Here is a 21,653-nt window from a genome sequence, read left to right on the forward strand (position 1 = left end):
GTTGATAGGTCTGAGGTGGAAGTGTGGCGACACATGGAGCTGACAGATACTAATCGATCGAGGACTTAACCATTTTTGAATGTATGCTTACTGTTATCTAGTTTTGAGAGAACACTCTCAATGGTTTGGTGGCGATAGCGAAGAGGTCACACCCGTTCCCATGCCGAACACGGAAGTTAAGCTCTTCAGCGCCGATGGTAGTCGGGGGTTTCCCCCTGTGAGAGTAGGACGCCGCCAAGCAATCATACAGTAAAGGCAGCTCATCATGAGCTGCCTTTTTTGTTTATAAGTATTGCTTAAGGAAATTAGAAATGTAATAAGGAAATTTACGTTCTGTGACCTCTAAGAACCGCCGGATCAATACATAATCATCGCTGACATGCTGTGTCAGCAGTTCATACCACCATTCCGTTTCATATCTCGCAATCATCCCGATATTGTACAGGACCAAATAATGAATAATCATTTCGGGAAGATGCAGGAACTGATCACGCTGAGAGGGAAGATAATATTGATTTTTCTCTAAGTGAAACGCTAAGTTTGGCGAAGACCAAGGTTCAGTATCTAGCGGATCCGCCTCAAAAACCAAATGGTTATGGCTTTTCCTGACAAAAGACCAATTCAAATGATGACTGATATATTCTGCAAAGCGGGAGTCAGACATATTGTACTGAATCACCGTATGTTCAGGAACTAAAACAAGATCATCTTTCAGCTCTACTTTGGTCAGCCAATTCTTTTTCTCTTGAAAATGAAATACAGTGTGCAATTCGGGAATGGCTGTCAGCAGTTTTTTCATTGTATACCTTTCTTCCTCAAGACCCGCTATTCCGAATAAGTGATTCATTACATGAATACATAAGCCATTGCGCTGCACCTTCACTTCATCATCCCTAAAACTGTAATTTTGCTTTTTTCGTTTCCGGGCAGTAACGCCATGTGCGAGTACTGAGGCGTGACTCGGATAGCTTGGATCTGTAGTCAGAAGACAGGCTTTCAGCAATTGTGACATCCCGTAAAACAACAGAATAGGCTTAATTTCTAAAGGGGAGAGAGATGCCTGTTTATAAAAGGACTCGGCGTGTTTGATAAAAAATATGAAGCGTTCACTGTTTTTAAACGCATATCGTTTTGGTTCTTCCATCCCTCTTTCTGTATAGACTTTATTTAGGAATTTCTGGGAGGATTCCACGGAATAAAATAATGATAACTCTTTCCACTCAAGGTCTCTCATGTGTATTTTTAAACCCTTTCCTTTATCTAAATATTTCAACTCTTCTTCGCTTCCTTGACATGCCGTTTTCTAGTTGATAATCTACATATAATATTTTGCCGAAAAGAGGGGGATTTACTAATGTGGGAAAGTAAATTTTCAAAAGAAGGCTTAACGTTCGATGATGTACTGCTCGTACCGGCTCAATCAGACGTACTTCCGCGTGATGTGGATTTATCTGTTGAACTGACAAAAACGTTAAAGCTTAATATTCCTGTCATCAGTGCGGGAATGGATACAGTAACAGAATCAGCTATGGCGATTGCGATGGCCAGACAGGGCGGCTTGGGCATTATCCATAAAAACATGTCCATCGAACAGCAGGCTGAACATGTTGACAAAGTCAAACGTTCTGAACGGGGCGTTATTACAAATCCCTTCTTTTTAACACCTGATCATCAAGTATTCGATGCGGAGCATTTGATGGGGAAATACAGAATTTCCGGTGTTCCGATCGTAGATAATAAAGACGATCAAAAGCTTGTCGGAATCATTACAAACCGTGATCTTCGCTTTATCTCTGATTATTCAATGAAAATCAGTGACGTGATGACAAAAGAAGAGCTGGTTACGGCTCCTGTAGGCACCACATTAGACGAAGCAGAAAAAATCTTACAGAAACATAAAATTGAAAAACTTCCATTAGTGGATGACGAAAACAAATTAAAAGGTCTTATCACGATCAAAGATATTGAAAAGGTTATCGAATTCCCGAATTCATCTAAAGATGAACACGGACGCCTTATTGTCGGCGCTGCGGTAGGCGTGACAGGCGATACAATGACGCGCGTCAGCAAGCTTGTTGAAGCGAATGTCGACGTGATCGTGGTCGATACGGCTCACGGACATTCCAGAGGCGTACTGAACACGGTTGCGAAAATTCGTGAAACATATCCTGAACTGAACATTATCGCAGGAAATGTGGCAACGGCTGAAGCGACAAAGGCTTTGATTGAAGCCGGAGCAAACATTGTAAAAGTGGGAATCGGGCCTGGTTCCATCTGTACGACACGCGTCGTTGCAGGTGTAGGCGTACCGCAAATCACTGCCATTTATGATTGTGCCACTGAAGCAAGAAAACACGGCGCAACAATTATCGCGGACGGCGGTATTAAATTCTCCGGTGATATTACGAAAGCATTGGCATCCGGCGGACATGCCGTAATGCTTGGAAGCCTGCTTGCCGGTACTTCAGAAAGCCCGGGAGAGACTGAAATCTATCAAGGCAGAAGATTTAAAGTGTATCGCGGTATGGGTTCTGTCGCTGCCATGGAAAAAGGCAGTAAAGATCGATATTTCCAAGAAGAAAATAAGAAATTCGTCCCTGAAGGTATCGAAGGACGGACTCCGTACAAAGGTCCTGTAGAAGAAACAGTGTATCAGCTTGTCGGCGGTCTTCGTTCAGGTATGGGATACTGCGGTTCAAAAGACTTACGCGCTTTAAGAGAAGAAGCTCAATTCATCCGTATGACAGGAGCAGGTCTTCGCGAAAGCCATCCGCATGATGTTCAAATTACGAAAGAATCACCAAACTATACAATCTCATAATTGTTACAAATAAAAAACATTTGACAGGGTCGCTGACTCTGTCTATTTTTTTTATATCGAGTGTGATAAAATTTATACTGTTGTGTTTTGAATTTGAATATGTCCTTAACGGCTTAATTATAGATTTAAAATGAATGACGGAGGTCGTAAGATTGAACATCACGAAATGGAAACAGCTGTTAGTGTCATTAGTGGTACTGGCACTGGCCGCAACTTGCTTTGTTCCAATGTCTAAAGCGGAGGCAGCCGGCAATGACCCGGTTGATGTCAATGCTTCAGCTGCGATAATGATTGAGGCTTCATCGGGGAAAATCTTATACAGTAAAAATGCAGACAAAAGACTGCCGATTGCCAGCATGACAAAAATGATGACTGAATACCTGCTTCTGGAAGCCATTAAAGAAGGAAAAGTGAAATGGGATCAAACGTATACTCCTGATGATTACGTCTATGAAATTTCTCAAGACAACAGTTTATCAAACGTCCCTCTTCGGAAAGACGGCAAATACACAGTCAAAGAACTGTACCAGGCCATGGCGATTTACTCTGCTAACGGAGCCGCGATTGCAGTTGCCGAAATTCTTGCCGGAACTGAAACGAAATTTGTCGCTGAAATGAATGCGAAAGCCAAAGAATTAGGCATGACAAACTATGATTTTAAAAATGCCACCGGGCTTGTGAATGAAGACCTTCACGGCAAACAGCCGCAAGGAGAAGGCGTTAAAGAAGAGAGTGAAGTTTCTGCTAAAGACATGGCGCTTCTTGCAGACCGCCTGATCACTGATTATCCGGAAGTTCTGAAAACAACAAGCATCGCTAAGACGAAATTCAGAGCCGGCACTGATGATGAAATGGACATGCCGAACTGGAACTTCATGTTAAAAGGCCTTGTGTCTGAATATCCCGGCGTTGACGGGTTAAAAACAGGTTCTACTGATTCTGCGGGATCTTGTTTTACAAGCACCGCACAGCGGAACGGAATGCGGGTCATCACTGTTGTGTTAAACGCAAAAGGCAACTTGCATACCGGACGATTTGATGAAACGAAAAAAATGCTCGATTACGCATTTAACAGCAATTTCTCAATGAAAGATCTTTACCCTGAAGGCTCTCAAGTAAAAGGGCACAAAACGATTGACGTTGATAAAGGGAAAGACAAGCAAGTCGATATTGTGACTGATAAGGCGCTTTCTATTCCTGTGAAAAGCGGGGATGAAAAGAACTATAAAGCCGAAGTCACTTTAGATAAAAAAGAAATCACGGCTCCTGTGAAAAAAGGGACGAAAGTTGGAACGCTGAAAGTTACATACAAAGGCAGTGACAAAGACTACGGCTTCCTCAAATCCAAAGAGTTCAGCGTGAATCTTGTAACGAAAAATGATGTAGATAAAGCAAACTGGTTTGTTCAGATGATGCGCGGCATCGGCGGTTTCTTCTCCGGAATCTGGAACAGCGCCGTTGATACGGTAACAGGCTGGTTTTAAGAAATAAGAAAGAGCTCTGATGAAAGTTAGGGCTCTTTTGCTTAATATACTGAAAAAACCAAATTGTTAGTAAAAAAATGATATCTATCTCTTCCATCACACTGTAAAATAAGAATATCCATATGAAATATTGTATTTCTGGGATACAATAAGAGATAGAAATTATCTAACTATACATTGACTAGGGGGACCAAATAATGGCTCAAACAGGTACTGACCGTGTAAAACGCGGAATGGCGGAAATGCAAAAAGGCGGCGTCATCATGGACGTTGTAAATGCTGAACAAGCGAAGATTGCGGAAGAGGCGGGAGCTGTTGCCGTAATGGCGTTAGAACGAGTTCCGGCTGATATTCGCGCTGCCGGCGGTGTTGCCCGCATGGCTGACCCGACGATCGTTGAAGAAGTAATGAATGCTGTATCCATTCCCGTAATGGCAAAAGCGCGTATCGGACATATCGTTGAAGCGCGTGTCCTTGAAGCAATGGGAGTAGATTATATTGATGAAAGTGAAGTTCTGACTCCTGCTGACGAAGAATTTCATTTAAATAAAAATGAATATACTGTTCCGTTCGTATGCGGATGCCGTGATCTCGGCGAAGCAACGCGCCGTATCGCTGAAGGAGCTTCCATGCTTCGTACAAAAGGCGAACCGGGAACAGGAAACATTGTGGAAGCTGTCCGTCATATGAGAAAAGTAAACGCGCAAGTGCGCAAAGTTGCGGCGATGAGCGATGATGAGCTGATGACTGAAGCGAAAAACCTCGGTGCACCATATGAGCTGCTGCTTCAAATCAAACGTGACGGCAAATTGCCTGTTGTCAACTTTGCTGCAGGCGGAGTGGCGACGCCTGCTGATGCGGCATTGATGATGCAGCTGGGCGCTGACGGCGTATTTGTCGGTTCAGGTATTTTCAAATCAGACAACCCTGCTAAATTCGCCAAAGCAATTGTGGAAGCAACGACTCACTACACAGATTACAAACTGATTGCTGAGCTTTCTAAAGAATTGGGCACAGCGATGAAAGGAATCGAAATCTCAAATCTATTGCCGGAACAGCGTATGCAAGAACGCGGCTGGTAAAACCATAGGAGAGCTGGAAGCATGTTAACAATTGGTGTACTTGGACTTCAAGGAGCAGTAAGAGAACATATTCGTTCAATTGACGCATGTGGTTCAAAAGGTGTTGTCATTAAGCGTCCTGAACAGCTGAATGACATCGACGGCTTAATCCTGCCGGGCGGAGAAAGCACGACAATGCGGCGTTTAATGGATACGTATCATTTTATGGAGCCGCTTCGCGAGTTTGCCGCTCAAGGCAAGCCGATGTTCGGCACATGCGCCGGTCTGATTATTTTAGCCAAAGAGATTGCGGGAACCGATCATGCCCATTTAGGGCTGTTAGACGTGGTTGTCGAGCGTAATTCCTTTGGCCGTCAGGTCGACAGCTTTGAAGCTGACCTGACGATTAAAGGCCTTGATGAGCCGTTTACGGGTGTATTTATTCGCGCGCCGCACATTTTAGAAGCCGGAGAAGATGTTGAAGTGCTTTGTGAGCATAACGGACGCATCGTGGCTGCAAAGCAGGGGCATTTGCTCGGCTGCTCGTTCCATCCTGAACTGACGGATGACCACCGGGTGACAGAGCTGTTTGTGAAGATGGCGGAAAAGCATAAGCGGGAAACAGCTGTATAAAACAGTTGAAAACCGCTGATACTTATAGTACATTATAAACACAAATAAAGATCGAAAAGCGTTGACAGGAAGCAGTAGGAAGCCTCTCTTTCAAAGAGAGCCGATGGGTGGTGCGAATCGGTGGAAGATGCTGTCCGAATCCGTCCTTGAGCGAAATGCTGAAAACAAGTAGGCATTTACGGGAAAACCGTTATGTGTTAAAGCGGGAAGCAAGTGTAAGCTTGTTTTCAATCAGGGTGGCAACGCGAGAGCTCTCGTCCCTTTTAGGGGATGAGGGCTCTTTTTTATTTTCGATAAAAACAGATAGGAGTTGTTAAGTATGATTGATACGAAGGTGCTGAGAGCCAATTTTCAAGAAGTAAAAGCGAAGCTCATTCCTAAAGGCGAAGACTTATCTGACTTTGATAAGTTTGAAGAGCTTGATGAAAAAAGAAGAGAACTTATCGGCAAAGTAGAAGAACTGAAGGGAAAACGCAACGAAGTGTCTCAGCAGGTCGCCGTTTTGAAACGGGAGAAAAAAGACGCTGATCATATTATTAAAGAGATGCGTGAAGCAGGCGAAGAAATTAAGAAGCTTGATGAAGAGCTTCGCACGGTGGAAACCACGCTCGAAACCATCCTTCTGTCTATTCCGAACATCCCGCACGATTCAGTGCCTGTCGGGGAAACGGAAGATGATAATATTGAAATTCGCAAGTGGGGAGAGGCGCCGGCATTTGCATATGAGCCGAAACCGCATTGGGATATCGCTGACCGCTTGAACATCCTTGATTTCGAACGCGCTTCAAAAGTAACTGGAAGCCGGTTTGTGTTTTATAAAGGACTAGGGGCCCGTCTCGAACGCGCGCTCTACAACTTTATGCTGGATCTTCACGTTGATGAGTATGATTACACGGAAGTCATTCCTCCTTATATGGTAAACCGTACGAGCATGACAGGGACGGGACAGCTTCCTAAATTTGAAGAGGATGCTTTTAAAATCAGGGAAGAGGATTATTTCTTAATTCCGACGGCGGAAGTGCCGATCACAAATATGCACCGCGATGAAATCTTATCCGGCGAGGACCTGCCGATTAATTATGCCGCGTTCAGCGCCTGCTTCCGTTCAGAAGCGGGATCTGCCGGCCGTGATACACGCGGTTTGATCCGCCAGCATCAATTCAACAAGGTTGAGCTTGTGAAATTCGTGAAGCCGGAAGATTCATATGAGGAGCTTGAAAAATTGACAAATCAAGCTGAACGGGTGCTTCAGCTGCTCGAACTGCCGTATCGTGTCATGAGCATGTGTACCGGAGATCTCGGCTTTACAGCTGCGAAAAAGTACGATATTGAAGTATGGATTCCAAGCCAAGACACATATCGTGAAATTTCTTCTTGCAGCAACTTTGAGGCCTTCCAGGCGAGACGCGCAAACATTCGATTCAGACGCGAAGCGAAAGGCAAGCCGGAGCATGTGCATACATTAAACGGTTCCGGTCTGGCAGTCGGCAGAACAGTAGCTGCCATCTTGGAAAACTACCAGCAGGAAGACGGAAGTGTCGTCATTCCGGAAGTGCTTCGTCCTTATATGGGAAATAAAGAAGTCATCAAACCATAAAAAGGTGCGCCCTAGAGGCGCGCCTTTTTTGCTGTTTGATATAAAGCGGCGACATTCCGGGCTGTGCTTTCAAGGTTAAAACGGCCTGATGCTAAGGCATCTTCAAGACTTACAGCGCCCGGCACGATAGAAAATACAGCTGTTATTCCTCCGTTGTATACATGTTCAAAGTCTTTTCCCAAGGAACCCGCCAACGCGATAACGGGAATTTTTTGAGCGGCTGCGCGTGCTGCAATTCCTGCGGGGGTTTTGCCGAATATTGTTTGTCCGTCAATCTGCCCCTCTCCGGTGATGATAAGGTCAGCGTCTTTTATCTGATCTGAAAAGGGCAGTGTATCTAATACAACGTCAATCCCGCTTTGAAGGTCTGCTTGTAAGAAGGCGATCAGCCCTGCGCCTAAACCTCCTGCGGCGCCTGCGCCTTTTACGGTATCCGCTTCAATATCGTGCTGCCGTCTCAATACATCAGCGAAATGGCGTAAATTGCGATCCAATACAACTTTTGTCTTCTCGGACGCCCCTTTTTGCGGGCCAAAGACATATGATGCGCCGTTTTCCCCGGTCAGAGGATTTTCGACATCGCATGCGGCACGGATACGGATAGGTTTCAGATCAGGAGAGAGGCCGCTTATATCGATAGAAGCCAGGGTGTGCAGCGAGCCTCCGCCGTCAGGTATCTCCTGACCTTCCTCATTTAAGAAACGCACACCGAGCGCGCTCGCCATCCCGGTCCCGCCGTCATTGGTTGCGCTCCCGCCAAGACCGATGATGATTTCACTCACCCCGCGGGAAGCTGCATCTGCTATCAGTTCACCCGTTCCTCTTGTTGTAGTGTTCAACGGATCTCTGAGATGACGGGGGATGAGATGAAGTCCTGATGCTTCTGCCATTTCAATGACTGCCGTGCGTCCGTTTCCCAGAAGTCCGTATGCGGCGTTTACCGGGGTTCCCAGCGGACCGGTCACTGTTTTATTAATGATTCTCCCCCCGGTGGCATCCGTTAAAGCCTGAACGGTTCCTTCTCCGCCGTCCGCCGCGGGTATCTTGATATATTCAGCATCAGGGAAGACTGATTTGAATCCTTTTTCGATGCTGTCGGCAGCTTCTTTTGCTGTCATGCTCTCTTTAAAAGAATCCGGTGCGATTATGACTTTCATTGTGTTCTCCACCTTTATGAACAGGTTATCTATTTGAATGTATTCTTGGTTTTCACTGTGTTTTCCTGCCGTATAACAGAAAGCGGTTGATTTTGGATACGAGTCTTTTGTATGATAGTAAAGCTGACGGACAAGCTGTTTAAGAAAAGAAATAAAAAATATGAAAAAAGCGCTTGACTGAAAAACAAGCCATGTGGTATATTATTAAATGTCGATACGGAGGAATACCCAAGTCTGGCTGAAGGGATCGGTCTTGAAAACCGACAGGGGTGTCAAAGCCCGCGGGGGTTCGAATCCCTCTTCCTCCGCCATATTGATTTTAAACCTAATGAAACTCGAGCATATATTGGAGATTGTTTTGTCCGCTGCATCTGATGCAGCGGATTTTTTATATGCAAAAAAAGCGATTTTCTCTGTTCGGGAAAATCGCTTTCTTATTTTTACTTATTTCTGTTTTCGTTGATCACGCGGCTGATTTTTTCGATCAAAGGTTCCAGTGACTGTTCATCAGCTTCAAGGTCATAATCTTCGATGCGCACTTTCAGCACAGGGCAGGCGTTAAAACCGCTGATCCAGTCTTCGTACCGTTTATACATCTCTTCCCAATAGGAGCGGTTTGTCTGCAGCTCCATATCGCGGCCGCGCTTTTCAATCCGTTCTATAATGTTTTCAAGATCACCTTCTAAATAGATCAAAACATCAGGGTGCGGGAAGTATGGCGTCATGACCATCGCTTCAAAAAGGCTTGTATATGTTTTGTAATCTGTCAGCGACATGGTACCTTTATCGGCATGCATTTTTGCGAATATGCCTGTATCTTCATAAATCGAACGATCCTGCACGAATCCGCCGCCTGATTCAAAGATGTTTTTCTGTTCCTTGAACCGCTCAGCCAGAAAATAAATTTGCAAGTGAAAGCTCCAGCGCTCAAAATCATGATAAAACTTCTCTAAATAAGGGTTTTCATCCACTTCTTCAAGCGAGGTATTAAAGCCGAGCCGTTTTGCTAAAGCCTTGGTTAAAGTCGATTTTCCGACTCCTACCGTTCCCGCTACTGTTATAATGGCGTTGTTTGGAATATGAATGTCTTTCATTTAATAAGCTCCTTTACCTGACGGGCAATTCTTTCATAGTCTGTCTTATTCAAAACAAAGTCTTCGGTATCACCGTCAATGGTCAGTACAGATATATCCGGATCTTCTTCCTGAAGCTGTCTGATGGCTGTGTCGTAATCTGCAATGAGACGTTCCAGATATTGATGCTCGATGTTTTTCTCAAACGGGCGCCCGCGTTTTTCGATGCGTTGAAGCAATGTCGGCAGGCTTGCCTTTATGTATACAATAACATTCGGTTTCGGCAAGTCGTGAGTGAGCAGATGATAAATCTGCTTATATTTCTCAAGCTTTTGTCCGTGCAATGTGCGCTCTGCGAAAATAACGTTTTTATAAATATGATAATCGGACAAAACGGGCTGTCCTTGTTTTAAGTAATCACGATCTGTATCTTCAAGCTGTTTATACCTGTGACAGAGAAAAAACATTTCAAGCTGGAAACTCCACTCCTCGATATTATCATAGAACTTATCAAGATAAGGGTTGTCTTCCACAATCTCATTAATCATAGGAAAACCGAGCTCTTCAGAAAGCATAGAAGCGAGTGTCGTTTTTCCCGCCCCGATAGGACCTTCTACCGCGATAAAAGGGGCTCTGTTCATTGAAAATCCTCCTTAATTCTGCAAACATCCGTCATCTGCCGGCCTTTATATTGTATCATACTCTCAGAAAAGCCCATGAAAAAAGACGCTTCCAATTAACGAAACGTCTCTTTCACAATATGAAATTGATCTCCGAGCAAAAGCCAGTTTTGCGGGAAGGAGAGGCCGAGTTTCCAATAGCTGATTCCTCTTAAATGAAGTTCTTTAATTAAATTGAATTTCGCTTGAATGGATCGTGCGTCTTCAAACCATACTTCATGCCGTCTCTGATTTTCATCCGTGTATCGAAAGAATGGAGCCTGGGCGGTTTCGTCATATTGAATGTCGACTTTATAGCGTGCTGCCAGAGCGATTGCCTGCTGAGGACTGACGGCTTTCGCTGTCGTTCCCTGTTTGAAAGGCAGTGTCCAATCATAGCCGTACATATTCTGGCCCATGACGATTTTTGAAGCAGGCATTTCTGTCAGCGCATACTCAATGACATTCCTTACAGGGCCGATTGGTGATACGGCCTGAGCCGGGCCCCCGCTGTATCCCCACTCATATGTCATGATGACGACAAAATCGACGATTTCTCCATGTGCCCTGTAGTCATGTGCTTCATACCATTTGCCGGCCTGGGTCGCGCTCGTTTTCGGAGCAAGCGCCGTTGAAATCTTCCAGCCTTGACGGTGAAAAATCGTCCTCGCTTCACGTAAAAAACGATTGTAGGCTTCTCTGTCCTGAGGACGTAAATATTCGAAATCAAAATGAATATCGCGAAAGCCGTGCTTTTGAGCCGTGGAGACGATTTCCTGAAAGAGTTTTGTTTTCACGGTATTATCATTCAAAATGAGCCGCCCGAGATCATCGCTGAATGCGTCATTTTCAAGGTTGGTGATGATCATCATCAGTGCGGTGTTGTGCCTGTCACTGATGCTTCTTAAATTGGTGAGAGGCGGTTCCTTTAAAGTCCCGTTCCGCTGCACTTGAAAACTGAATGCGCCGAGGTATGTTAAATAAGGTGAGGCCTCTCTTGCCGCCTGCTGCAGATTAGCGCTTACGCTCGTTCCCCGCGGTTCTATATAGGCATTTGATTCGATATCGGGCTTATTTGTCTGCTGCGGAATGTAAAGGCGGGTCCCGCTTTGCAATGGGGTGCTGAGCTGAATTCCGTTCACCCTCGCAAGCTCCGCGGCCGATATATGAAAACGGCCGGCGATTGCCGCAAGAGTATCGCCTTGTTTCACTTCGTAATATTGACCCTCAATCGGGATGACAAGAGTTTGTCCGACAACCAGTGTATTGGGATTAGGCAGTTTATTTGCTTCCGCAATGACATTTGCGGATGTCCGGTAGCGCGCCGCAATAGCGGAAAGCGTGTCGCCCCGTTTCACTACATAGATCTGAATGAAAAACGCCTCCTTTCATATCCGCTATCAAATGTATGAAAAAAGGAGGCCGATCATGTTTATTTTTCGTCGATAATTTGTTTTTCCGTGGTTATTTCTGCGAAGAGAACATTCTCCATCATCGTCAAGGCGAAATCATTGTCTTCGTCGCTATTGGAAGCGGTGCAGTCTTTCGGGATGGTAATGCTGTATTCTCTCATATAAGCGTCGTTAGCCGTGAACAGCACACAAATATTCCCGGCAATCCCCGTAATCATTAATCGATTCACTTGCAGCTCGGTCAGAAGAGTATGAAGCGCCGTTTCATAAAAAGCGGAATGCTTCGGTTTAATGAGAAAATAATCATCCGGATGAGGCGAGATATCTTCTATTATGGATGCGCTTCTGTCGTTGCTGCATTCCTCCCTGATGGCATCAATATCCGCCTTCCAAAGCCCGTAATGGTCATTAATATAAATAATCGGCCAGTTGTTTTGTTTTGCATGCTTCTTTAATGATAAAATACGGGGGACGATTTGTTTGGTTTTTTCAGCAAGACGTTCGCCCATATCAAATTGGAAATTGTTAATCATATCGACAATGAGAAGGGCTGTGTTGTTAGGTTCAGACAATGCCGGCAACTCCTTTCTGCTGGGGTATTCCTATTTTAACCTTTATGAGACATGAAAAAACTTAAGAAGAGAGCTTGAACCGATGAATGATGAATATTATATGAGAGAAGCCGTAAAAGAAGCGAAAAAAGCAGAAGTGAAAGGCGAAGTGCCGATCGGGGCCGTCCTTGTTCTGCATGATGAGATCGTGGCGCGGGCGCATAATCTGCGGGAGACCGAACAGCGGTCGCTTGCCCACGCGGAAATGCTGGCGATAGACGAAGCGTGCCGCAAGCTGGGAACATGGAGACTTGAAGACGCCGTTCTTTATGTCACTTTAGAGCCGTGCCCGATGTGCGCGGGAGCCGTTGTGCTTTCCAGAGTCGATAAGGTCGTGTTCGGCGCATTCGACCCCAAGGGAGGCTGCACAGGAACGCTTATGAACCTTCTGCAGGAAGAACGGTTCAACCACCAAGCGGAAGTGGTGAGCGGCGTGCTTGAAGAAGAGTGCGGAGAAATGCTCAGCGCTTTTTTTAGAAAGCTTCGCCGGCAAAAGAAGGACATGAGGAAAAAGTTGTCTGAGTAGTACGGTTGCATTTTCTGCCTGAAGCAGATATACTTATGTGTGCATCATAAATGGTGCGCATTTAAAAATTTGATATTTATTTTGCCGTGCTAAGCGGGGAGGTAGCGGTGCCCTGTACCCGCAATCCGCTCTAGCGGGGCCGAATCCCTTCTCGAGGTTCGTTTACTGTAAGGTCTGCCTTAAGTAAGTGGCGTTGACGTCTGGGTCCTGCGCAATGGGAATTCATGAACCATGTCAGGTCCGGAAGGAAGCAGCATTAAGTGAAACCTCTCATGTGCCGCAGGGTTGCCTGGGCTGAGCTAACTGCTTAAGTAACGCTTAGGGTAGCGAATCGACAGAAGGTGCACGGTAAATCAATCATCAAATTTCAGACTCACCTGTTTATGACAGGTGAGTTTTTTCGTGTATGAAAAACGGGTTTTGGCGTTAAAAGCCCGTTCATGTATAATAAACATGATGAATAACAGAGGAGGGCGCATCCTGTGGGTTACCAAGCTTTATATCGAGTATTTAGGCCTCAGCAGTTTGAAGATGTGGTCGGACAGGAACACATTACGAAAACGCTGCAAAATGCCCTTTTGCAAAAGAAATTTTCTCATGCATATCTGTTTTCTGGACCACGGGGAACGGGGAAAACCAGTGCAGCTAAAATATTTGCGAAAGCAGTCAACTGTGAGCACGCCCCTGTAGAAGAACCGTGCAATGAATGCGCGGCGTGCAAGGGGATCACAAACGGCTCTATATCAGATGTGATTGAAATAGATGCGGCGTCGAATAACGGTGTAGACGAAATCCGCGACATCCGCGACAAAGTAAAATTCGCCCCGTCGGCCGTTACCTACAAGGTATATATTATAGATGAGGTGCATATGCTCTCTATCGGCGCATTCAATGCGCTTTTGAAAACGCTGGAAGAACCGCCGGCACATTGCATTTTCATATTAGCTACGACTGAGCCTCATAAGATTCCTTTAACCATTATCTCCAGATGTCAGCGTTTTGACTTCAAACGGATTACATCCAAAGCAATTGTCGGACGAATGAAGACAATCGTCGATGCAGAGCAGCTGAAGGTGGAAGAAGGCGCCCTTGATATCATAGCGAGCGCCGCAGACGGTGGAATGAGGGACGCGCTGAGCCTGCTCGATCAAGCCGTATCATTCAGCGGCGAGGAGCTGTCGGTGGATGATGCACTGCTTATTACCGGAGCCGTTTCCCAGCACTATATTGGAAAATTGGCATCTGCTCTTCACCGCAAACAGGTTTCCGAAGCATTGGAAACACTCAATGAACTGCTCCAGCAGGGGAAAGATGCGGCCAAACTGATTGAAGATATGATTTTCTATTTCAGGGATATGCTCTTGTACCAGGCTGCTCCCGGTTTAGAAGGAGTCCTGGAGAAGGTGAAGGTCGATGAAACATTCCGGAGTCTGAGCGGTGAAATACCAGCCCCCGCTTTATATGAGATGATTGATATCCTGAATAAAAGCCATCAGGAAATGAAGTGGACGAACCACCCGAGAATCTTTTTTGAAGTGGCTGTCGTGAAAATATGCCAGACGGCACAGCAAGCCGCCGCAGACATCCCAGAGGTCGGCATGCTGATGAATAAGATCCAGCAGCTTGAGCAGGAAGTAGAAAGGCTGAAGACCTCCGGGGTGAAAGTTCAGGCGGAAAGCGCTCCGAAAGAAGCCCCGCGTCCTCAAAAAGGCGGTAAAAGCCATTACAAAGCCCCGGCCGGAAGAATTCATGAAATATTGAAGGAAGCCACAAGGCCTGACCTTGAACAGCTTAAAAGCAGCTGGGGCAAGCTGCTGGCACACCTGAAACAGCAGAATAAAGTGTCTCATGCTGCTCTTTTGAATGACAGTGAACCGGTGGCCGCTGCCCAGAAGGCGTTTGTGCTTAAATTTAAATACGAAATCCATTGTAAAATGGTTGCTGAAGACAATAACGGAGTCCGTACGAATCTTGAACAGATTCTCGAATCAATGCTCGGGAAAAGAATGGATTTGATTGGCGTTCCGGAAGCACAATGGGGTAAAATAAGAGAAGAATTTTTAAATGATCATCAGCAGGAAAGTGAAGGATCAAACGAACCGGCTGAAGAAGATCCGCTGATTGCAGAGGCGAAAAAACTTGTCGGAGCGGATTTAATCGAAATAAAAGACTAATAAGATGAAAGAGAGTGATTGAATATGCGTGGCGGAATGGGAAACATGCAAAAAATGATGAAACAAATGCAAAAAATGCAAAAAGATATGGCAAAGGCTCAGGAGGAGCTTGCTGAAAAAGTGCTTGAGGGCACAGCGGGCGGCGGAATGGTGACTGTAAAAGTCAACGGCCAAAAAGAAGTTGTAGACGTTGCGATTAAAGAAGAAGTCGTTGATCCGGAAGATATCGAAATGCTTCAGGACCTGGTTCTTGCTGCGACAAACGACGCCCTCAAGAAAGTCGATGACATGACGAATGAGACAATGGGACAATTTACAAAAGGAATGAACATACCGGGTTTATTCTAGGGGGATAAATAAACATGCAGTATCCTGAACCAATATCAAAGCTGATTGACAGCTTTATGAAATTGCCAGGGATCGGACCGAAAACAGCGGTTCGTCTGGCTTTTTTTGTTCTAGGTATGAAAGAAGACACAGTATTGGATTTTGCTAAGGCGCTCGTCAATGCGAAGCGGAATCTGACATATTGCTCGATCTGCGGACATATTACAGATCAGGACCCTTGTTATATATGCGAGGATACAAGAAGAGATAGATCTGTCATTTGTGTGGTGCAGGACCCTAAGGATGTTATTGCAATGGAGAAGATGAAGGAATATAACGGCCAGTATCATGTTCTTCACGGCGCAATTTCTCCGATGGACGGCATCGGCCCGGAGGATATTAAGATTCCGGAACTGCTGAAGCGTCTTCAGGATGATCAAGTGACAGAAGTTATCCTCGCAACCAACCCTAATATTGAAGGGGAAGCAACAGCGATGTATATATCGAGGCTGTTAAAGCCCTCAGGCATCAAGCTCTCCCGTATTGCCCACGGTCTGCCCGTCGGCGGTGATTTGGAATATGCTGATGAGGTCACTCTTTCAAAAGCTCTTGAAGGAAGACGTGAATTGTAAGGGAGGAAATGGCGAGGCATGGGTTTTCTTCGCAGAAATACATTAAGAAAAGAGTTTGATGACAAACTGATTGAACAGCTCTTTAAACAAAAAGAAGAATGGAACAGACAGAAGAGTCTGGTCGATAAAAGTCTTGAGCCCTCAGCTGAGGTGCTGTTTGAGCTGAAAGTCGCTGAATCTAAATACTTTTTTTATTTGAAAGAAGCGAAGCAGAGGAATTTAAAAATGAGCAGATGGAAGTAAGAGGTCTATTCTCCGGGGTCTTCTCATAAGCTTGTACTAAACAAGCGAGGGGGAAGATTCATGGAGCCTTTTTTTATTATCGGTTTGATTGTCGGTCTGGTTGCTTTGCTTTTATTATGGGGAGTATCTTCAAAGCCGTTAAGATGGATTGGTGTGACTGCCGTTAAGTTTATTGCCGGAGCGATTCTTCTGGCAGGTGTGAATTTATTCGGCGGGAGTCTCGGCATTCATATACCTGTTAATCTAATCACAACCGGCATCAGCGGGATTTTAGGAATACCCGGCATCGCGGCTTTAATCGTCATTAAACGCTTCATCATTTAATTTGTCGTTTATTGTTGACATGATGAATCAAGGGTGGTATTCTAATATACGTCGCTGATGACAAAACGGATTTTCAAAAAAGAAATTCAAAAAAGTTATTGACGACAATGATGATGATATGTTATAATAATTAAGTCGCTTCGAGAGAAGTCGAAAAAGTTCTTTGAAAACTAAACAAGACAAAACGTACCTGTTAATTCAAAGTTTTAAATAAATCGCACAGCGATGTGCGTAGTCAGTCAAACTACTTTATCGGAGAGTTTGATCCTGGCTCAGGACGAACGCTGGCGGCGTGCCTAATACATGCAAGTCGAGCGGACAGATGGGAGCTTGCTCCCTGATGTTAGCGGCGGACGGGTGAGTAACACGTGGGTAACCTGCCTGTAAGACTGGGATAACTCCGGGAAACCGGGGCTAATACCGGATGGTTGTTTGAACCGCATGGTTCAGACATAAAAGGTGGCTTCGGCTACCACTTACAGATGGACCCGCGGCGCATTAGCTAGTTGGTGAGGTAACGGCTCACCAAGGCGACGATGCGTAGCCGACCTGAGAGGGTGATCGGCCACACTGGGACTGAGACACGGCCCAGACTCCTACGGGAGGCAGCAGTAGGGAATCTTCCGCAATGGACGAAAGTCTGACGGAGCAACGCCGCGTGAGTGATGAAGGTTTTCGGATCGTAAAGCTCTGTTGTTAGGGAAGAACAAGTGCCGTTCAAATAGGGCGGCACCTTGACGGTACCTAACCAGAAAGCCACGGCTAACTACGTGCCAGCAGCCGCGGTAATACGTAGGTGGCAAGCGTTGTCCGGAATTATTGGGCGTAAAGGGCTCGCAGGCGGTTTCTTAAGTCTGATGTGAAAGCCCCCGGCTCAACCGGGGAGGGTCATTGGAAACTGGGGAACTTGAGTGCAGAAGAGGAGAGTGGAATTCCACGTGTAGCGGTGAAATGCGTAGAGATGTGGAGGAACACCAGTGGCGAAGGCGACTCTCTGGTCTGTAACTGACGCTGAGGAGCGAAAGCGTGGGGAGCGAACAGGATTAGATACCCTGGTAGTCCACGCCGTAAACGATGAGTGCTAAGTGTTAGGGGGTTTCCGCCCCTTAGTGCTGCAGCTAACGCATTAAGCACTCCGCCTGGGGAGTACGGTCGCAAGACTGAAACTCAAAGGAATTGACGGGGGCCCGCACAAGCGGTGGAGCATGTGGTTTAATTCGAAGCAACGCGAAGAACCTTACCAGGTCTTGACATCCTCTGACAATCCTAGAGATAGGACGTCCCCTTCGGGGGCAGAGTGACAGGTGGTGCATGGTTGTCGTCAGCTCGTGTCGTGAGATGTTGGGTTAAGTCCCGCAACGAGCGCAACCCTTGATCTTAGTTGCCAGCATTCAGTTGGGCACTCTAAGGTGACTGCCGGTGACAAACCGGAGGAAGGTGGGGATGACGTCAAATCATCATGCCCCTTATGACCTGGGCTACACACGTGCTACAATGGGCAGAACAAAGGGCAGCGAAACCGCGAGGTTAAGCCAATCCCACAAATCTGTTCTCAGTTCGGATCGCAGTCTGCAACTCGACTGCGTGAAGCTGGAATCGCTAGTAATCGCGGATCAGCATGCCGCGGTGAATACGTTCCCGGGCCTTGTACACACCGCCCGTCACACCACGAGAGTTTGTAACACCCGAAGTCGGTGAGGTAACCTTTATGGAGCCAGCCGCCGAAGGTGGGACAGATGATTGGGGTGAAGTCGTAACAAGGTAGCCGTATCGGAAGGTGCGGCTGGATCACCTCCTTTCTAAGGATTTTAACGGAATATAAGACCTTGGGTCTTATAAACAGAACGTTCCCTGTCTTGTTTAGTTTTGAAGGATCATTCGATTCTTCGAGATAATGTTCTTTGAAAACTAGATAACAGAAGTAATTCACATTCAATTGTAATGCAAGAAATCACGTAGTGATTCTTTTTAACGGTTAAGTTAGAAAGGGCGCACGGTGGATGCCTTGGCACTAGGAGCCGATGAAGGACGGGACGAACACCGATATGCTTCGGGGAGCTGTAAGCAAGCTTTGATCCGGAGATTTCCGAATGGGGAAACCCACCACTCGTAATGGAGTGGTATCCATATCTGAATACATAGGATATGAGAAGGCAGACCCGGGGAACTGAAACATCTAAGTACCCGGAGGAAGAGAAAGCAAATGCGATTCCCTGAGTAGCGGCGAGCGAAACGGGATCAGCCCAAACCAAGAGGCTTGCCTCTTGGGGTTGTAGGACACTCTGTACGGAGTTACAAAGGAACGAGGTAGATGAAGAGGTCTGGAAAGGCCCGCCATAGGAGGTAACAGCCCTGTAGTCAAAACTTCGTTCTCTCCAGAGTGGATCCTGAGTACGGCGGAACACGTGAAATTCCGTCGGAATCCGGGAGGACCATCTCCCAAGGCTAAATACTCCCTAGTGACCGATAGTGAACCAGTACCGTGAGGGAAAGGTGAAAAGCACCCCGGAAGGGGAGTGAAATAGATCCTGAAACCGTGTGCCTACAAGTAGTCAGAGCCCGTTAACGGGTGATGGCGTGCCTTTTGTAGAATGAACCGGCGAGTTACGATCCCGTGCAAGGTTAAGCAGAAGATGCGGAGCCGCAGCGAAAGCGAGTCTGAATAGGGCGCATGAGTACGTGGTCGTAGACCCGAAACCAGGTGATCTACCCATGTCCAGGGTGAAGTTCAGGTAACACTGAATGGAGGCCCGAACCCACGCACGTTGAAAAGTGCGGGGATGAGGTGTGGGTAGGGGTGAAATGCCAATCGAACCTGGAGATAGCTGGTTCTCTCCGAAATAGCTTTAGGGCTAGCCTCAAGGTAAGAGTCTCGGAGGTAGAGCACTGATTGGACTAGGGGCCCCTACCGGGTTACCGAATTCAGTCAAACTCCGAATGCCGATGACTTATCCTTGGGAGTCAGACTGCGAGTGATAAGATCCGTAGTCGAAAGGGAAACAGCCCAGACCGCCAGCTAAGGTCCCAAAGTATACGTTAAGTGGAAAAGGATGTGGAGTTGCTTAGACAACCAGGATGTTGGCTTAGAAGCAGCCACCATTTAAAGAGTGCGTAATAGCTCACTGGTCGAGTGACTCTGCGCCGAAAATGTACCGGGGCTAAACGTATCACCGAAGCTGCGGACTGTTCTTCGAACAGTGGTAGGAGAGCGTTCTAAGGGCTGTGAAGCAAGACCGGAAGGACTTGTGGAGCGCTTAGAAGTGAGAATGCCGGTATGAGTAGCGAAAGAGGGGTGAGAATCCCCTCCACCGAATGCCTAAGGTTTCCTGAGGAAGGCTCGTCCGCTCAGGGTTAGTCGGGACCTAAGCCGAGGCCGAAAGGCGTAGGCGATGGATAACAGGTTGATATTCCTGTACCACCTCCTCACCATTTGAGCAATGGGGGGACGCAGGAGGATAGGGTAAGCGCGGTATTGGATATCCGCGTCCAAGCAGTTAGGCTGGGAAATAGGCAAATCCGTTTCCCGTGAAGGCTGAGCTGTGATGGCGAGCGAATTATAGTAGCGAAGTTCCTGATTCCACACTGCCAAGAAAAGCCTCTAGCGAGGTGAGAGGTGCCCGTACCGCAAACCGACACAGGTAGGCGAGGAGAGAATCCTAAGGTGATCGAGAGAACTCTCGTTAAGGAACTCGGCAAAATGACCCCGTAACTTCGGGAGAAGGGGTGCTCTGTTAGGGTGCAAGCCCGAGAGAGCCGCAGTGAATAGGCCCAGGCGACTGTTTAGCAAAAACACAGGTCTCTGCGAAGCCGTAAGGCGAAGTATAGGGGCTGACGCCTGCCCGGTGCTGGAAGGTTAAGAGGAGCGCTTAGCGTAAGCGAAGGTGCGAATTGAAGCCCCAGTAAACGGCGGCCGTAACTATAACGGTCCTAAGGTAGCGAAATTCCTTGTCGGGTAAGTTCCGACCCGCACGAAAGGCGCAACGATCTGGGCACTGTCTCAACGAGAGACTCGGTGAAATTATAGTACCTGTGAAGATGCAGGTTACCCGCGACAGGACGGAAAGACCCCGTGGAGCTTTACTGCAGCCTGATATTGAATGTTGGTACAGCTTGTACAGGATAGGTAGGAGCCTTGGAAACCGGAGCGCCAGCTTCGGTGGAGGCATCGGTGGGATACTACCCTGGCTGTATTGACCTTCTAACCCGCCGCCCTTATCGGGCGGGGAGACAGTGTCAGGTGGGCAGTTTGACTGGGGCGGTCGCCTCCTAAAAGGTAACGGAGGCGCCCAAAGGTTCCCTCAGAATGGTTGGAAATCATTCGCAGAGTGTAAAGGCACAAGGGAGCTTGACTGCGAGACCTACAAGTCGAGCAGGGACGAAAGTCGGGCTTAGTGATCCGGTGGTTCCGCATGGAAGGGCCATCGCTCAACGGATAAAAGCTACCCCGGGGATAACAGGCTTATCTCCCCCAAGAGTCCACATCGACGGGGAGGTTTGGCACCTCGATGTCGGCTCATCGCATCCTGGGGCTGTAGTCGGTCCCAAGGGTTGGGCTGTTCGCCCATTAAAGCGGTACGCGAGCTGGGTTCAGAACGTCGTGAGACAGTTCGGTCCCTATCCGTCGCGGGCGCAGGAAATTTGAGAGGAGCTGTCCTTAGTACGAGAGGACCGGGATGGACGCACCGCTGGTGTACCAGTTGTTCTGCCAAGGGCATCGCTGGGTAGCTATGTGCGGACGGGATAAGTGCTGAAAGCATCTAAGCATGAAGCCCCCCTCAAGATGAGATTTCCCATTCCGCAAGGAAGTAAGATCCCTGAAAGATGATCAGGTTGATAGGTCTGAGGTGGAAGTGTGGCGACACATGGAGCTGACAGATACTAATCGATCGAGGACTTAACCATTTTTGAATGTATGCTTA

General features: G+C 46.9%; 17 protein-coding genes, 1 tRNA gene, 3 rRNA genes, 1 other RNA gene and 2 other annotated features (1 of these 24 running past the window's edge). Of the genes, 16 read left to right on the forward strand and 6 right to left on the reverse strand.

All coding sequences use genetic code 11. The features are described from left to right. Positions 1–61: a sequence feature (most likely nonfunctional fraction of RNA operon), on the forward strand; it begins 2,285 nt to the left of the window's first position. Between the two features lie 63 nt (positions 62–124). Continuing rightward, positions 125–240, forward strand: a 5S ribosomal RNA gene (gene rrf / locus AD710_RS07975). A gap of 43 nt (positions 241–283) precedes the next feature. Here rrf and AD710_RS07980 read toward each other — a convergent pair. Next, entirely contained in the window at positions 284–1,234 is a 951-nt protein-coding gene (locus tag AD710_RS07980; protein WP_049628788.1) for a YaaC family protein, read from the reverse strand. Between the two features lie 120 nt (positions 1,235–1,354). Here AD710_RS07980 and guaB point away from each other — a divergent pair, with 120 nt between their 5' ends. The 5 genes from guaB to serS all read left to right on the forward strand — a co-directional run bounded on the left by guaB (position 1,355) and on the right by serS (position 7,596). Beyond that, positions 1,355–2,821 (forward strand): IMP dehydrogenase, encoded by a 1,467-nt coding sequence (gene guaB / locus AD710_RS07985; RefSeq protein WP_049627748.1) that lies wholly within the window; start codon positions 1,355–1,357, stop codon positions 2,819–2,821. A 152-nt stretch (positions 2,822–2,973) separates the two neighbouring features. Then, positions 2,974–4,305: a D-alanyl-D-alanine carboxypeptidase gene (dacA, locus tag AD710_RS07990; RefSeq protein ID WP_016937307.1), complete on the forward strand. Its 1,332-nt coding sequence runs from the start codon at positions 2,974–2,976 to the stop codon at positions 4,303–4,305. 197 nt (positions 4,306–4,502) lie between these two features. Then, the gene (pdxS, locus tag AD710_RS07995; protein ID WP_016937306.1) at positions 4,503–5,387 is read left to right on the forward strand and encodes a pyridoxal 5'-phosphate synthase lyase subunit PdxS; all 885 of its coding nucleotides are present in this window, start codon (positions 4,503–4,505) and stop codon (positions 5,385–5,387) included. A gap of 21 nt (positions 5,388–5,408) precedes the next feature. Next, positions 5,409–5,999: a pyridoxal 5'-phosphate synthase glutaminase subunit PdxT gene (pdxT, locus tag AD710_RS08000; protein WP_049627750.1), complete on the forward strand. Its 591-nt coding sequence runs from the start codon at positions 5,409–5,411 to the stop codon at positions 5,997–5,999. 52 nt (positions 6,000–6,051) lie between these two features. Next, positions 6,052–6,264: a binding site (T-box leader), on the forward strand. Positions 6,265–6,318: 54 nt separating this feature from the next. Beyond that, the gene (gene serS, locus AD710_RS08005) at positions 6,319–7,596 is read left to right on the forward strand and encodes a serine--tRNA ligase (protein ID WP_049627751.1); all 1,278 of its coding nucleotides are present in this window, start codon (positions 6,319–6,321) and stop codon (positions 7,594–7,596) included. 11 nt (positions 7,597–7,607) lie between these two features. On the opposite strand, the gene AD710_RS08010 is transcribed toward serS, so the two are convergent. Beyond that, positions 7,608–8,753, reverse strand: coding sequence for a glycerate kinase family protein (locus AD710_RS08010; protein WP_049627752.1), 1,146 nt, complete (start codon positions 8,751–8,753; stop codon positions 7,608–7,610). A 218-nt stretch (positions 8,754–8,971) separates the two neighbouring features. On the opposite strand from AD710_RS08010, the gene AD710_RS08015 reads away from it, so the two are divergent. Further along, positions 8,972–9,064 (forward strand) — tRNA-Ser (locus AD710_RS08015). A gap of 129 nt (positions 9,065–9,193) precedes the next feature. Here AD710_RS08015 and dck read toward each other — a convergent pair. The 4 genes from dck to AD710_RS08035 all read right to left on the reverse strand — a co-directional run bounded on the left by dck (position 9,194) and on the right by AD710_RS08035 (position 12,469). Beyond that, positions 9,194–9,847 carry a deoxyadenosine/deoxycytidine kinase gene (dck, locus tag AD710_RS08020; RefSeq protein WP_016937302.1) on the reverse strand — a complete coding sequence of 218 codons (654 nt, stop codon included), beginning with the start codon at positions 9,845–9,847 and terminating at the stop codon, positions 9,194–9,196. After that, entirely contained in the window at positions 9,844–10,467 is a 624-nt protein-coding gene (locus AD710_RS08025) for a deoxynucleoside kinase (RefSeq protein WP_013350734.1), read from the reverse strand. The genes dck and AD710_RS08025 overlap by 4 nt, the downstream gene beginning before the upstream one ends. A gap of 95 nt (positions 10,468–10,562) precedes the next feature. Beyond that, complete coding sequence (locus AD710_RS08030) at positions 10,563–11,852, reverse strand: glycoside hydrolase family 18 protein (protein ID WP_197083944.1); 1,290 nt, start codon at positions 11,850–11,852, stop codon at positions 10,563–10,565. 65 nt (positions 11,853–11,917) lie between these two features. Continuing rightward, positions 11,918–12,469 (reverse strand): cysteine hydrolase family protein, encoded by a 552-nt coding sequence (locus AD710_RS08035; protein ID WP_016937299.1) that lies wholly within the window; start codon positions 12,467–12,469, stop codon positions 11,918–11,920. A gap of 82 nt (positions 12,470–12,551) precedes the next feature. On the opposite strand from AD710_RS08035, the gene tadA reads away from it, so the two are divergent. The 9 genes from tadA (at position 12,552) to AD710_RS08075 (ending at position 21,636) form a co-directional block, all read left to right on the forward strand. Next, positions 12,552–13,034, forward strand: a complete 483-nt coding sequence (gene tadA, locus AD710_RS08040; RefSeq protein ID WP_049627754.1) for a tRNA adenosine(34) deaminase TadA — start codon at positions 12,552–12,554, stop codon at positions 13,032–13,034. Between the two features lie 84 nt (positions 13,035–13,118). Beyond that, positions 13,119–13,383, forward strand: an RNA gene (gene ffs, locus AD710_RS19060) — signal recognition particle sRNA large type. A gap of 133 nt (positions 13,384–13,516) precedes the next feature. Beyond that, on the forward strand, positions 13,517–15,208 hold the full coding sequence (dnaX, locus tag AD710_RS08045) for a DNA polymerase III subunit gamma/tau (RefSeq protein ID WP_049627755.1): 1,692 nt from the start codon (positions 13,517–13,519) through the stop codon (positions 15,206–15,208). A 24-nt stretch (positions 15,209–15,232) separates the two neighbouring features. Next, the gene (locus AD710_RS08050; RefSeq protein ID WP_003150700.1) at positions 15,233–15,556 is read left to right on the forward strand and encodes a YbaB/EbfC family nucleoid-associated protein; all 324 of its coding nucleotides are present in this window, start codon (positions 15,233–15,235) and stop codon (positions 15,554–15,556) included. 14 nt (positions 15,557–15,570) lie between these two features. Further along, a complete protein-coding gene (recR, locus tag AD710_RS08055) occupies positions 15,571–16,167 on the forward strand; it encodes a recombination protein RecR (protein WP_016937296.1) in 597 nt (198 codons plus the stop codon). 18 nt (positions 16,168–16,185) lie between these two features. Then, the gene (locus AD710_RS08060) at positions 16,186–16,410 is read left to right on the forward strand and encodes a YaaL family protein (RefSeq protein ID WP_016937295.1); all 225 of its coding nucleotides are present in this window, start codon (positions 16,186–16,188) and stop codon (positions 16,408–16,410) included. A gap of 60 nt (positions 16,411–16,470) precedes the next feature. After that, positions 16,471–16,734, forward strand: coding sequence for a pro-sigmaK processing inhibitor BofA family protein (locus AD710_RS08065; protein ID WP_016937294.1), 264 nt, complete (start codon positions 16,471–16,473; stop codon positions 16,732–16,734). Between the two features lie 249 nt (positions 16,735–16,983). Beyond that, a 16S ribosomal RNA gene (locus AD710_RS08070) occupies positions 16,984–18,533 on the forward strand. Positions 18,534–18,707: 174 nt separating this feature from the next. Then, a 23S ribosomal RNA gene (locus AD710_RS08075) occupies positions 18,708–21,636 on the forward strand. Together the 16S and 23S rRNA genes form the textbook arrangement of a ribosomal RNA operon. Positions 21,637–21,653: the final 17 nt, after the last annotated feature.

Source organism: Bacillus sp. JFL15 (assembly GCF_001184225.1).
In the GTDB taxonomy this organism is placed as follows: Bacteria; Bacillota; Bacilli; order Bacillales; family Bacillaceae; genus Bacillus; species Bacillus siamensis.

Coding starts and splice junctions, on each gene's coding strand:
- AD710_RS08060 (WP_016937295.1), top strand. CDS start 16,186: ATGGGTTTTCTTCGCAGAAATACATTAAGAAAAGAGTTTGATGACAAA.
- pdxT (WP_049627750.1), top strand. CDS start 5,409: ATGTTAACAATTGGTGTACTTGGACTTCAAGGAGCAGTAAGAGAACAT.
- dck (WP_016937302.1), bottom strand. CDS start 9,847: ATGAAAGACATTCATATTCCAAACAACGCCATTATAACAGTAGCGGGA.
- recR (WP_016937296.1), top strand. CDS start 15,571: ATGCAGTATCCTGAACCAATATCAAAGCTGATTGACAGCTTTATGAAA.
- AD710_RS08025 (WP_013350734.1), bottom strand. CDS start 10,467: ATGAACAGAGCCCCTTTTATCGCGGTAGAAGGTCCTATCGGGGCGGGA.
- AD710_RS08065 (WP_016937294.1), top strand. CDS start 16,471: ATGGAGCCTTTTTTTATTATCGGTTTGATTGTCGGTCTGGTTGCTTTG.
- serS (WP_049627751.1), top strand. CDS start 6,319: ATGATTGATACGAAGGTGCTGAGAGCCAATTTTCAAGAAGTAAAAGCG.
- AD710_RS07980 (WP_049628788.1), bottom strand. CDS start 1,234: ATGAGAGACCTTGAGTGGAAAGAGTTATCATTATTTTATTCCGTGGAA.
- tadA (WP_049627754.1), top strand. CDS start 12,552: ATGAATGATGAATATTATATGAGAGAAGCCGTAAAAGAAGCGAAAAAA.
- AD710_RS08010 (WP_049627752.1), bottom strand. CDS start 8,753: ATGAAAGTCATAATCGCACCGGATTCTTTTAAAGAGAGCATGACAGCA.
- AD710_RS08050 (WP_003150700.1), top strand. CDS start 15,233: ATGCGTGGCGGAATGGGAAACATGCAAAAAATGATGAAACAAATGCAA.
- pdxS (WP_016937306.1), top strand. CDS start 4,503: ATGGCTCAAACAGGTACTGACCGTGTAAAACGCGGAATGGCGGAAATG.
- guaB (WP_049627748.1), top strand. CDS start 1,355: ATGTGGGAAAGTAAATTTTCAAAAGAAGGCTTAACGTTCGATGATGTA.